Origin of the sequence: Allosphingosinicella sp. (genome assembly GCF_036403745.1) — a bacterium.
Taxonomy (GTDB): domain Bacteria; phylum Pseudomonadota; class Alphaproteobacteria; order Sphingomonadales; family Sphingomonadaceae; genus Allosphingosinicella.
The window spans coordinates 61362-72803 of record NZ_DASWQI010000031.1 but is presented as its reverse complement, the minus strand read 5'-3'; the positions used below and the strand labels follow the sequence as shown (position 1 = coordinate 72803).

At 70.3% G+C, this 11442-nt stretch carries 12 protein-coding genes; 6 read left to right on the top strand and 6 right to left on the bottom strand.

Features of this window, described 5'->3' with window-relative positions:
- Positions 1-8: 8 nt before the first annotated feature.
- A complete protein-coding gene (locus VGC56_RS04165; protein WP_464123452.1) occupies positions 9-1208 on the bottom strand; it encodes a hypothetical protein in 1200 nt (399 codons plus the stop codon).
- Positions 1209-1318: 110 nt separating this feature from the next.
- Between VGC56_RS04165 and VGC56_RS04160 the strand changes: the two genes are divergently transcribed.
- The gene (locus VGC56_RS04160; protein ID WP_464123451.1) at positions 1319-1966 is read left to right on the top strand and encodes a hypothetical protein; all 648 of its coding nucleotides are present in this window, start codon (positions 1319-1321) and stop codon (positions 1964-1966) included.
- A gap of 118 nt (positions 1967-2084) precedes the next feature.
- Here the strand turns inward: VGC56_RS04160 and VGC56_RS04155 are convergent, their stop codons facing one another.
- The 4 genes from VGC56_RS04155 to VGC56_RS04140 all read right to left on the bottom strand — a co-directional run bounded on the left by VGC56_RS04155 (position 2085) and on the right by VGC56_RS04140 (position 5449).
- The gene (locus VGC56_RS04155; RefSeq protein ID WP_464123450.1) at positions 2085-2834 is read right to left on the bottom strand and encodes a LytR/AlgR family response regulator transcription factor; all 750 of its coding nucleotides are present in this window, start codon (positions 2832-2834) and stop codon (positions 2085-2087) included.
- Between the two features lie 3 nt (positions 2835-2837).
- Positions 2838-3971 carry a sensor histidine kinase gene (locus VGC56_RS04150; RefSeq protein ID WP_464123449.1) on the bottom strand — a complete coding sequence of 378 codons (1134 nt, stop codon included), beginning with the start codon at positions 3969-3971 and terminating at the stop codon, positions 2838-2840.
- Between the two features lie 179 nt (positions 3972-4150).
- The gene (locus VGC56_RS04145) at positions 4151-5041 is read right to left on the bottom strand and encodes a nuclear transport factor 2 family protein (protein WP_464123448.1); all 891 of its coding nucleotides are present in this window, start codon (positions 5039-5041) and stop codon (positions 4151-4153) included.
- 87 nt (positions 5042-5128) lie between these two features.
- Complete coding sequence (locus tag VGC56_RS04140) at positions 5129-5449, bottom strand: UrcA family protein (protein ID WP_464123447.1); 321 nt, start codon at positions 5447-5449, stop codon at positions 5129-5131.
- Positions 5450-5748: 299 nt separating this feature from the next.
- Here VGC56_RS04140 and VGC56_RS04135 point away from each other — a divergent pair, with 299 nt between their 5' ends.
- Both VGC56_RS04135 and VGC56_RS04130 read left to right on the top strand, forming a co-directional pair.
- Complete coding sequence (locus VGC56_RS04135) at positions 5749-8715, top strand: TonB-dependent receptor (RefSeq protein ID WP_464123446.1); 2967 nt, start codon at positions 5749-5751, stop codon at positions 8713-8715.
- 77 nt (positions 8716-8792) lie between these two features.
- On the top strand, positions 8793-9647 hold the full coding sequence (locus tag VGC56_RS04130; RefSeq protein WP_464123445.1) for a methyltransferase domain-containing protein: 855 nt from the start codon (positions 8793-8795) through the stop codon (positions 9645-9647).
- On the opposite strand, the gene VGC56_RS04125 is transcribed toward VGC56_RS04130, so the two are convergent.
- Positions 9648-10055 carry a (deoxy)nucleoside triphosphate pyrophosphohydrolase gene (locus VGC56_RS04125; protein WP_464123444.1) on the bottom strand — a complete coding sequence of 136 codons (408 nt, stop codon included), beginning with the start codon at positions 10053-10055 and terminating at the stop codon, positions 9648-9650. It lies immediately after the preceding gene.
- Positions 10056-10150: 95 nt separating this feature from the next.
- Here VGC56_RS04125 and VGC56_RS04120 point away from each other — a divergent pair, with 95 nt between their 5' ends.
- The 3 genes from VGC56_RS04120 (at position 10151) to VGC56_RS04110 (ending at position 11423) form a co-directional block, all read left to right on the top strand.
- Positions 10151-10315 carry a Flp family type IVb pilin gene (locus VGC56_RS04120; RefSeq protein WP_464123443.1) on the top strand — a complete coding sequence of 55 codons (165 nt, stop codon included), beginning with the start codon at positions 10151-10153 and terminating at the stop codon, positions 10313-10315.
- A 131-nt stretch (positions 10316-10446) separates the two neighbouring features.
- Positions 10447-10611: a Flp family type IVb pilin gene (locus VGC56_RS04115; RefSeq protein ID WP_464123546.1), complete on the top strand. Its 165-nt coding sequence runs from the start codon at positions 10447-10449 to the stop codon at positions 10609-10611.
- 164 nt (positions 10612-10775) lie between these two features.
- Positions 10776-11423, top strand: a complete 648-nt coding sequence (locus VGC56_RS04110) for a methyltransferase family protein (RefSeq protein WP_464123442.1) — start codon at positions 10776-10778, stop codon at positions 11421-11423.
- The last annotated feature ends 19 nt before the right edge of the window (positions 11424-11442 follow it).

Genomic DNA, 11442 nt, shown 5'->3' with positions numbered 1-11442 from the left:
GAGTAGCCTCAATGCGGGATCATGCCGCCGATGGCGCGGTCGAAGAGGGATTTCTTCTTCTTGGGCGCGGGCGGATTGCCGTTCTGGTCGCCCCTCTCCTCGCCTGCCATCTGCGGCATGTCGACGCCGAGCAGGCCCATATAGGTCGACTTGGTGCGCAGCTTCACCACCCAGTCCGGATGCCAGCCGGCGGGCGCGCGGGCGGGACGGACGGGGCTGCTGAAGTTCGACTCGCCGCCGAACGCGGTCAGCGTCAGCATCGCCCCGCGGCCGCCATGGGCGACTTCGATGGGGACGGTGCAGCGATCGGTGCTGCCGGGCATGAGGACGCGCTGCTGGACCAGCCGGGCGATCTCGCCGTCGGACATATGATCCATGCCCATCGCCATCGCCTGCGTCTCGCTGGAGGTCCACATCACCATGTCGCCCCCAGCGCCCGCGCCCATCGCGGTGGCGAGCCAGGCGCGCGCGCCGGGGACCGGTCGCCAGACGAGCGGCACGGCGGCCGAGGGCGCGGCGGCGCTCGAGGTCAGCGTCACCGGCGCCAGGAAATCCTGATTCGGGCCGACGGTGAAGCGGATGTCGGGGGTGTAATTGCCCCGCACGACATGCTCGCCGACTAGCGAGCCGCCGGGCTGGATGCGCGTCGAATTGCGCTGGTTCGGCCAGTCGCCATAGGTGGCGAAGCGGCTTGGCGAGGGCGGCATGGCGGTGCGCATTGCCGCGAGGTTGGCGAAGGCGGGCGGCAGGCGGCCTTGCGAGATCGACTCGAAGTCGATCACCACCGGCTGGCCGGGCCGGGCATGCTCGCCGCAGCCCCAGTAGATGAGGATGCGGCCCTTCGGCCGCTCCATATTCTTGGGCCATGCGGTCGGCGCCTCCTCGACCGCGCGCGCCGCCTCCGGCGACACCAAAGGGAGGCTCTGCCCGGCCTGGAGACCTGCGGGCGGCAAATGCTCGGCCTGCGGCGTTCCGGCGGCGCGGCGGCTGGAGCCGAGCTGCAGGCGCAGGGTCCGCGCCGTACCGCCCATGCTGCCGCCGCGCATCATCGCGCCGATCATCGAGCCGGCGCCGCGGCCCATCATCCCGCCCATCCCGGACATGGTGTCGGCCGTCATCCAGTAGACCGCGGTGGCTTCGCCGCCGCCCGGCTGGGCCAAAGCCGCCGCGCCCGCCAGGGCCATCACGCCCGCGCCGGCCAGAATCATCCCTGATTTCCGCATCCTGTCCCCCTATTCTTAGACTCGAGTCGCTATACCATTTCGGAGGCGATCCAGAAAAGCTTTCGGCGGGGTGGAGAGAGGCGCATGATGCGGCGATGACGGCCCCGTCCTGGATCGCGGCGCTCCTCCTCCTGGCCCCACCCGCGCCAGGACCCGCGCCCGCGCCGGACCCTGTCGGACGCTACCGGCTTCAGGGCGAGCACGACGTCGCCTCAGAGCTGATCATCGCCCGCGACGGCCATTTCGAATATGCCCTCGCCGCCGGCGCGCTCGACGAGGAGGCGACCGGCCCGTGGCAGCGGGTCGGGAACGAAATCCGCCTGACGACACGGCCCAGACCGGTGCCGCCGGCCTTTTCCGCGGGGGCCGCGAAGAAGGTCGCCTTCGCCCCGCTCACCCTCCACGTCACCTGGCCGGGCGGGCGCGATGCGGTCGGGACGGACCTGCGCATCGACTTTGAAACGGGGCCGCCGCTCGTCACCTACATTGGCGGCCCGGACGGCTGGACGATGCCGGAGGAGGAGACGCGCAAGGCCGTGGCGGTGACGTTCGCGCTCGGCATGTTCGGCGTCGAATCGCAGCGCTTCCCGATCGACGCGGCGAAAGCGAACGACCTCAGCTTCCTCATCACCCCGCACGATCTCGGCAAGGTGGATTTCCAGGGGCTGGTGCTCGACGTCGAGCCGGGCCGGCTGGTGATGCACCGCGGCGAGGCGCGCATGACCTACGTCAGGGAGCATTGAGGGCTCGTCCTCCCTGTCGGCGAAGCCGATGGGGGGCATTACGGACTCCGAGCGGCCCCTCCACCATGCTTCGCATGGTCCCCCTCCCCATCGCTGCGCGACGGGGAGGACGAGGAACTCACGCCGGGAGGCCGAGCCTTTCCGCCACCGCCTTCGAATAGTTGGGCCCGACCTGGACGATGGCGCCGTCGCCCAGCACCAGGGCATTGATCGTCTTGCCCAGCCGCTGGACCTCCACAACGCCGGACGGGCGGGCGAAGGCGGAGCGGTGGACGCGGATCAGCGCCTTGGGGTCGAGCTTCTCCTCCAGCGCGCGCATCGAGATGCGGACGATGTGGCTGCGCGTCGCGGTGTGGAGCATCACGTAATCGCGCTGCGCCTCGACCCAGTCGATCGTCTCGATGGGGACGAACAGCGCGCCGGCGCGGGTCGGGACCCATAGGCCGTCCTCGTGGCGGCTTTCGGGCTCGGCCGCCAGCGCCTCGGCGCGCCCCGCCATCGTGCGCAGATACTTGCGCCGCTTGGCCCGCTCGACCGCCTGCCACAGCCGGTCGAAGCGGACGGGCTTGAGCAGATAGTCGGCCGCGTCGACCTCGAACGCGTCGGGCGCATATTGCTCGAAGGCAGTGACGAAGACGACTTCCGGCCGCTCCTCCTCCGGCAGGGTGGCGGCGACGCGGAGGCCGTTCTGCTCCGGCATCTGGATGTCCAGGATGGCGAGATCGGGCTTGAGGCGCGCGATCGCCTCCGCCGCTTCCTTGCCGTCGCGGGCGGTGCCGACCACCTCGGCCCCCTCGATGTCCTTGAAGAAGACCGCGAGCCGCTCGAGCGCCAGCGGTTCGTCGTCGACGAGGATGGTGCGCAGCATCGCTCAGGCCGCCGCGACGAGGCCGAGCCACGAGCCGAGAGTCGCCCGCTCGGCGATGGGGAGGCGGATGACAGCCGTGAAGCCGTCGTCGAACGCGATCGTCTCCAGCCGCGCCTTGCGGGCGTAGAGCACCTCGAGCCGGCGGCGGATGTTGTCGAGGCCGACGCCGGTGCCGGTCGGCTTGCCCGAGGCGGCCGAGGCGGCGCTGCGGCCATTGTCGCTGACCGACAGGATCAGCTCGCCGCCCTCCCTGCGGGCGCCGACGCGGACGATGACCGGCTGGCTGGTCGGCGCCACCGCATATTTGACCGCGTTCTCGACCAAAGGCTGGAGGATGAAGCTCGGCACGGGCAGGTCGACCACCTCCTCGCCCGCCGCGAACTCGACGGAGAGCCGGTCGCCGAAGCGGATCGCCTCGATCTCCAGATAGGTCTGCAGTGTCTCCAGCTCCTCGCCGACGCTGTTGGTGCCGTTGGTCTCGGCGGTGAGCGCGGTGCGCAGGAAGTCGCACAGCTTCGACAGCATCGCCTCCCCCTGTTTGTTGCGGCCGGTGACGATCAGCGAGGAGATTGCGTTCAGCGTGTTGAACAGGAAGTGCGGATTGAGCTGGAGGCGCAGCGCCGTCAGCTGCGCCGTCTGCGCCAGCGAGCGCGCCTCGGCGAGCTGCAGCTCGCGGTCGCGCATCGCGGCATGGGTGTGGAGGATGACGTAGATCGTGCCCAGGAGCCCGTAGAGCCACGAGAAGCTGATGAAATTGGAGACGGTGCGGTTGAGGACGTCCGGCGGAATGTGATGCTCGGCCATGAACAGCTGGATGATGTGGCCGCCGTTCACCGCGTCGAACAGCGAGAACAGGAAGGCGCATACGCAGACGGCTGCGAACACGCCGGTCACCTTGAGCCAGCTCGGCGCCTCGTTCAATCGCGCCGCCGTCCAGTAGAGCGGCAGCGACATGAAGATGCCGAAGGCGATGCACAGCAAGGTGATGCCAACCGCCAGCGGCGGCAGGTGCCCCGTCGCGACGATGATCGGCATGACGAACAGGATCGAGGTGAAGAACCAGACGCCGAGCGTCAGCTTCACCGCCTGGCGCAAGATTTCGGGGTGGCGGATCGGTTCTGTGTCCATGCTGGTCATGTCTCCAGGCTCGGCCGGCCCTTATGTCCGTGGCCGTAACATTTAGCGGGTTTGCGCCCTCTGCGCGCCCGCTTTCGTCGCACGGGAAGCGGGCTTTGCAGACAAAGGCCACCCGAACCGCCCGAAAGCGGCCGGGCGGCAGGCGCGGGGGCGACGGAAGCACGCCCCCGTTGTCGAGATCAGCCGCCGGCGCTGGGCGGGGTTGGGGCCGGAGTCGGGGGCGGAGCCGCGGGCGGCGCGGTCGCCTGGTCGACGACGAGGCGCCAGCCGCCGGCGCGGCGCTGCCAGAGGCGGAGATAATGGCCGTTGCGGTCGCCCGAGGCGTCGCGCCACGCGGCGGTGCCGTAAGTGTAAGCGAGGTCGCCCGCGGCGGAGGCGGCACCGCCGAGCGGGGCTGCGGCGATCCGGGTGGGGCCGGCGGCGAGGATCGCTCGCACAGCTATGGCGGTGGTTGCGGGCGGCGGGCCGTTGCGCAGCAGCCTGCCGTCGGGGGCGAGCGCGGCGAGGAAGGCCTTGGGTGCGTCGACCGCGAGGCCGCGGGAGAGCACCGCCTCGGCGGCGGCCACCTCGTCCCAGCCCTTGGCGCCCTTGCCGGCGCGCGACGCGGGAAGCGCGGCGACCGGGGCGTCCTTGTCTTGCGGCGAGGGCAAGGCCTGGGGGATGCCCTTGTCCATGATGAACCGCCAGCGGCCGTCCGGCTGCCGCTTCCAGACGGTCAGGAAGACGGCGTAGCGTGTCTCCTTGCCCTCGCCGGAGATAGCGGGGCCGGTGGTGAAGCCGAGGTCTCCGGAGGCGGCGACGCCCGCGTAAACCGGCCACCAGCGGATCGGCCCGAAGTCGATCTTCCCGGCCTCGATCAGCGGCTTGGCCCGCGTCGGCGCCGGCAGGAACATCTGGCCGTCCTCGCCGATGAAGGCGCCAAACGCCGCCTGCGTGCCCTTGTCCTGCGCGAGCTGCGCAAAGGCGCGCTCCGTCTCGACCAGCGACGCCACCGAAGCCGGGGCCGGCGGCGGGGCGGGCGCCGCCACGGCGAGAAGCGAGGCGGCAAAGAGGCTCTTCACTATCTGCACGGCGCGCTCCGGCGTCAGTCGAGGAAAGAGGAAAAAGGGAAGGTGACGCGGGGGATGTGCACCACCTTCCCTCCACCGCGGCCGGCGTCAGCGCGTGCCGGCAACGGCGGTGTCCTGGCGGGCGAGCGCGAGGCTGACCCGGCCCTCGGCGGCGCGGGCGAAGCCAGCGCGGCACTGGGCGATCTGGGTCGCCTCGGCGAGCGGCGCGACCTTTTCGTCGCCGCAGGCCTGGGCCGCCCCGGCGTGGACCCGGCCGCGGAAGGTGGCGAGGCCGCCGGGGCTGGCGAGATTGAGATCGCCGCTGCGGATGGCGACGCTGTACGTACCGGCGGCGGCCTGGCCCTGGGCCTCGGACGCCGTGCCCGCGAAGGCCGCGGCGAGCGCGGCAACATTGATGAGCTTCAACATGGGAAGTTCCTTCTCTGGCCGGCCTTCTCTGGCCGGAATATCCGGACCGCGTCATGCGGCGATCACCGGCCTAACCGCCCGGCCGGCAAAGGCGCGGCGGCTGCGACGGCGCCTGCGCGTGGGGCTGCAAACCCTCGCCTGTCGCGACGAAGCCACCTCTCCGCGCGACGAGTTTTCGTTTCGGGTGAGGGAGCTTTTTTGGAATCCCTTCGTACAGGAGGTGTTCAGGGTGGGTCCGGCAGCCGCCGCCCCCGATTGCTCGTCATCAAAACAGGGTTGTACGCGTGAGATTGAAGCTGTTGACCGCGGGCCTGATGGCCGGCGTCGCCACCACCCCGGTCCTTGCCCAGGCGCCCACCGCGCCTGTTCCTCGCCCCGCGCCCGCTCCCGCTCCGGCGGGGACAGCGGCGCCCGCCGCCGCCGGTGCGCCGGCCCCGGCGCCGCGTCCCGGCGCGACGCCTGCGCCGGCAGCGGCCGACACGGCCGATGACGAGGAAGATCCGGGCCAGGCGATCGTCGTCACCGGCACGCGCGAGCGCGGCGCTGTGATCAGCGACATCCCGCCGGAACTGCAGCTCGACCGCCGCGACATCCGCGCCACCGGCGCCAGCAGCATCTCGGATCTCATCTCGATCCTCGCCCCACAGACCTCGAGCACCCGCGGCCGCGGCGGCGACGGCCCCGTCATCCTCCTCGACGGCCGCCGCATCTCGGGCTTCGGCGAAGTGCGCGACCTGCCGCCGGAGGCGATCGACCGGGTCGACATCCTCCCCGAGGAAGTCGCGCTGCAATATGGCTATCGCGCCGACCAGCGCGTGGTGAACATCGTCCTGCGCCGCCGCTTCAAGGCAATAACCACGGAGCTTGGCGCCGGCATGGCGACGGCCGGCGGCCGCGACACCGAGAATGCCGAAGTCAACATGCTGCGGATCCTGAACGGCGGCCGGTTCAGCATCGACGCGCAATATCAGCATAGCGGGCGGCTGCTCGAAAGCGACCGGGACATCATCGAGACGACCCCCTCGCGTCCCTTCGCGCTGGGCGGCAACGTCGTCGGCGTCCCGTTCGGCGCCGCAATCGACCCGGCGCTGAGCGCGCTTGCCGGCCAGCCGGTCACCGCCGCCGGCGTCCCGGTCGCGGCGGGCACGGCCGGCGTGCCGCTTGGCGCGTATAACGATCCGATCAACACCACCGGCCTCGGCCGCTACCGCACCCTGTCGCCCGACAGCCAAACCTTCACCGTCAACACGTCCGTCAAGAAGAACCTCTCCGACAAGGTCCAGGCGACGGTGAACGGCCGTTTCTCGGTCGGTTCGAGTTCGAGCCTGCTCGGCCTCGGCACGGGAACGACGTTGGTGCCCCGCGGCAATCCCTATTCGCCGTTCGGCAGCGACGTCTCGGTGCTGCGCTATCTCGCGCCGGGGAGCCCGCTGGAGCGCCTCAACGACACGCAGAGCGGCCATGTCGGCGTCACCGTGAACGGCGACCTCCTGCCGTGGCGCTGGTCGTTCACCGGCAATTACGACATCGGCTATAACCTTATCCGCACCGACACCGGCTTCGACCTCACCGACTATCAGGCGCGAATCGCCGCCGGCGACCCGAACGTGAATCCGTTCGGGCCGGTGCCGCAGCGTTACCTGAATGCCTTGCCGGTAGACCGCGCCACCACCAAAACCAATGACGGCACTGCCGACCTCCTGTTCAACGGGCCGTTGGTCTCCCTGCCGGGCGGCAAGGTCAACGTCGCCGCCCACGCCGCCTTCGAGACCCACCAGCTCGACACCGACGTGCTCCGCGCCGGGCTCACCACCGCCGGCCATTTGTCGCGCGACATCGAGCGCACGCAGCTCAACATCGACGTACCGATCGCCAGCCGCCGCCTCGGCGTCTTGAGCGCGCTCGGCAATCTGTCGCTGAACGGCAACGCCCGGTTCGAGCATCATTCGGATTTCGGCACGCTGCGGACGCTGGGCGGCGGCATCAACTGGTCGCCGGTCGTGCCCCTGTCGCTGATCGCCTCGATCACTGACGAGCAGGGGCCGCCGTCGATGCAGCAGCTCGGCAATCCGGTGCTGACGACGCCGAACGTGCGCATCTTCGACTTCACGCGCGGCGAGACCGCCGACGTGACGGTGATCAGCGGCGGCAATCCGGCGCTGCGCTCCGACCATCGCCGGCTGTGGAAGCTCGGCGGCACCTTGAAGCCGATCAAGGACAAGGAGCTGTCGATCACCGCCGAATATACCAACGAGCGGATCAACGACCCGATCGCCTCCTTCCCGATCGCCACCCCGGCGATCGAGGCGGCGTTCCCGAGCCGGTTCACCCGCGATGCATCGGGCCGCCTCGTCCGCATCGACCAGCGGCCGGTCAATTTCGAGCGTTCCGAGCGCCAGCAGCTGCGCTGGGGAATCAACTTTATGGCCCCGTTCGGCAAGGCGCGGCGGCCGAACTTCGGCGGCGGCGCGGGCGGCGGCGGCGGGGGCTTCGGCGCCTTCGGCTTCGGCGGCGGCGGCGGCGGCGGTGGCGGGCGTCCGCAGGGCGCCGGCGGCCAGGGTCAGCCCACGGCTGGCGGCCAGACGGCGCAGGGGCAGCCCGCGACCGGCACGGCCACCACGGCGCAGGCCACACCTGCCACGGGTGACGCGGCCGGCGCAGGCGGCGGACGCCGCGGCGGCGGCGCTGGTGGCGGCGGCGGCGGTGGCCGCGGCGGCTTCGGTGGCGGCGGCGGCGGCGGTGGACGCGGCGGCTTCGGCGGCTTCGGTCAGGGCCGCCTGCAGCTCGCCGTCTATCATACGTGGACGTTCAAGAATGAGATCCAGGTCCAGCCGGGCCTTCCCGCGCTCGATCTCCTCAACGGCTCGGCGGTCGGCAGCAGCGGCGGCGCGCCGCGCCACCAGATCGAGTTGCAGGCGGGGCTGTTCCGCAACGGCCTCGGCGCCCGGCTCACCGGCAATTGGCAGAGCGGCACGACGGTGCGCGGCGCGGCCGCCCTGGGCGGCGTCAACAGCACGGACCTGTTCTTCTCGCCGCTGGCGACGCTGAACCTGCGCCTGTTCGCCGACCTCGGCCAGCAGGTCCAGCTGGTGCGCAAGCATCCCTGGATCCGCGGCGCTCGCATCACGTTCGCCGTCGACAACATCTTCGACACGCGCCTGCGCGTGCGGGACGCGACGGGCGCAACCCCGCTCAGCTACCAGCCCGGCTATATCGACCCGGTCGGCCGGACGGTGCGGATCAGCCTGAGGAAGATGTTCTTCTAGCCCGCAACGCGCAGGCCCGGCGCGCAATTCATGCGGCGGACCTTTACACCAGGGCGCCGCGGGGCGACGGGGACGGCGTGAGCCCGGACCTCCCCTTCGATCGCACCCTGCGCAGGCTGCGGCGCGACCGCGCAGCCATGGCGGGCGAGGAGGCCGATTATCTCTTCCGGCGCGCGGCCGACGAGATGCTGGAGCGGCTCGACCTCGTTACGCGCAGCTTTTCACGGGCGCTCGATCTCGGCACCGGCCGGGGATACCTCGCCCGGCGCCTGCGCGATCGGGGACTCGAGGTGGTGCAGGCGGACGCCGGCGTCCGCTTCGCCGCGGCTTCGAGCGGGATGCAGGGGGACGAGGACCGGCTCCCCTTTGCCGATAGCGCATTCGACCTCGTCGTCTCCGTGGCCGCGCTCGACAGCGTCAACGACTTGCCCGGCGCCCTCATCCTCGCCCGCCGCGCGCTGGCGCCCGACGGTCTGTTCCTCGGCGCCTTTGCAGGAGCGGGGACCCTTCCGCGTCTCAGGGAGGCCATGGCCGCCGCCGACGAAGCGGAGGGCGGCGCCGCACCTCGCATCCACCCGCAGATCGACGTCCGCGCCGCCGGCGACCTCCTCCAGCGCGCCGGCTTCGCCTTGCCGGTGGCCGATTCGGAGACCGTGGAGGTGCGGTACAGCGGCCTTCGCACCCTGGTCGGAGATCTGCGGGCGATGGGCGCGACGAACATCCTGGCCACCCGATCGCGGAAGCCGCTCGGCCGCCGCGCCTACGCCGCCGCCATCGCCGCCTTCGCCGCAGAGGCCGAAGCCGACGGCAAGACCCGGGAGCGGTTCGAGATTCTGCACCTGCTCGGCTGGGCGCCGGGCCCCGATCAGCCGCAGCCAGCTAGGCGCGGCAGCGCGACGGCGTCGCTCGCCGAGGCGCTGAGGCCGAAGTAGCTACAGAAGCCGCTCCAGCGCTTCGACCAGCGGCACGTCGGCCGGCGGCATGGCCAGCGCGCGCATCTCCGCCGGAGTTGCCCATTGGAGAGCCGCTGCGTCGAGCGGCCGCGGCTCTCCTTCCCACCTCCGGCACAGAAAGAGGAGCAGCAGCAGGTGCCGATCGCCGAGCGGTGCACTCGCAAAGGCGGCGGGGGCGAGCGCCGCCTCCTCCACGCCGATGCCGAGTTCCTCGCGAAGCTCGCGCACCAGCGCCTGCTCCGGCCGCTCGCCCGGCTCGACCTTGCCGCCGGGGAATTCCCACAGGCCCGCCATCGCCTTCCCCGCCGGCCGTTGCTGGAGGAGCACGCGCCCGTCGGGCCGGGCCAAGGCGGCGGCCACGACCATGAGTGTCGGATTTTTTTCCATCTTAACGCCCGATGCTAGGAATCCCTTAACCGTGCCAGCCTTATTCCTCGCTCCACTGGGTACATTGCGAACCAGGGGGATGCGAGAAGATGAGGATGCTTCGAAGGCTTCTAGGGGACCGCAAGGCCGCGACCGCCGTCGAATACGGCCTCATCCTCTCGCTCATCGTGATCGCGATCATCGGCGGCCTGTCGATGTTCGCGAACACGACGATCGGCATGTGGAACAACGTGTCGACCGCCGTCGTGACCGCAGGGTGACCCAGCGCGTGCGTGATAACCTTTTGGAAACACCCTCCCCCTAAGACGGGAGCAGCCTCGAGCGAAATGGACAGCGCGAAGGGCCGGGAGCGTGGGCTTCCAAAGCTTTGGAAACAGGAGACCAGATCATGATGAATTTCATTCGCAAGATTCGTAAGTCCGAGAAGGGCGCCACCGCCATCGAGTACGGCCTGATCGCCGCCCTCATCGCCGTTGCCGCGATCACCGCGATGCAGGGCGTCGGCTCGAGCCTCAACAAGACCTTCTCGAACGTCTCGACCTCGATGAGCAGCTAAGAGCTGATCGTCGAATAGAACGCGAAGGCGGGCGGGGCGAGCAATCGCCCCGCCCTTTTCGTATGTGCGGGGGTGGCCACTAGCTCCTCCCCGGGACGGGGAGGATCTAAGGGGTTCGTTAACCATCCGTCGCTACGCCTCAGTCCGATCCGAGGAGACGCACGTTGAAACCCTTCCCCGCCGCCGACTTCGCCACCGCAAAGCCGCGGCTGACCCGCACGCTCGCGCTGGATTTCGCCGAGCGGGCGCTGGTGCTGGCGATGGCGACGATCTTCTTTGCGCGCATGGCCTCGACGATCGGCGCCGGCAACGTCATCAATCTCCTCATCTGCGTGTCGGAAGGCCTGACCGCGGTCTTCGTCCTCATCCGCCGCCCCGGCGAGATCGCGACGGCGCCCTATGCCTGGACGATCGCCTTCATCGGCACCTGCGCGCCCTTGATGGTGCTGCCGCAGGGGATGCAGCTCATCCCGAATGCCGCGTCCGTCGCCTTGATGGTCGCGGGCCTTTGCCTCTCCATCGCCGGCAAGGCGTCGCTGCGCCGCAGCTTCGGCATCGTCGCGGCCAATCGGGGCGTCCAGAAGGGCGGCCCCTACGCCCTCGTCCGCCACCCCATCTATGCCGGCTATCTCCTCGCCCACGCCGGCTATCTCGCGGCAAATTTCTCGGCCTGGAACGTCGCCGTCTACGCCGCCACCTGGGGCGCCCAAATGCTCCGCATCCGCGCCGAGGAGGCGATGCTCGGCCAGGACGAGGCCTATCGGACCTACACGCAGTCGAGCCGCTACCGCCTCATTCCCGGCCTGTGGTGAGCCGCCCTGGCGCGCGTGT

What these genes read in the sequence shown, in the direction of transcription:
- VGC56_RS04125 (WP_464123444.1), bottom strand. Translation starts at nt 10,055, where the DNA reads ATGGAAAAAAATCCGACACTCATGGTCGTGGCCGCCGCCTTGGCCCGG.
- VGC56_RS04115 (WP_464123546.1), top strand. Translation starts at nt 10,447, where the DNA reads ATGAATTTCATTCGCAAGATTCGTAAGTCCGAGAAGGGCGCCACCGCC.
- VGC56_RS04160 (WP_464123451.1), top strand. Translation starts at nt 1,319, where the DNA reads ATGACGGCCCCGTCCTGGATCGCGGCGCTCCTCCTCCTGGCCCCACCC.
- VGC56_RS04155 (WP_464123450.1), bottom strand. Translation starts at nt 2,834, where the DNA reads ATGCTGCGCACCATCCTCGTCGACGACGAACCGCTGGCGCTCGAGCGG.
- VGC56_RS04165 (WP_464123452.1), bottom strand. Translation starts at nt 1,208, where the DNA reads ATGATTCTGGCCGGCGCGGGCGTGATGGCCCTGGCGGGCGCGGCGGCT.
- VGC56_RS04150 (WP_464123449.1), bottom strand. Translation starts at nt 3,971, where the DNA reads ATGACCAGCATGGACACAGAACCGATCCGCCACCCCGAAATCTTGCGC.
- VGC56_RS04140 (WP_464123447.1), bottom strand. Translation starts at nt 5,449, where the DNA reads ATGTTGAAGCTCATCAATGTTGCCGCGCTCGCCGCGGCCTTCGCGGGC.
- VGC56_RS04120 (WP_464123443.1), top strand. Translation starts at nt 10,151, where the DNA reads ATGCTTCGAAGGCTTCTAGGGGACCGCAAGGCCGCGACCGCCGTCGAA.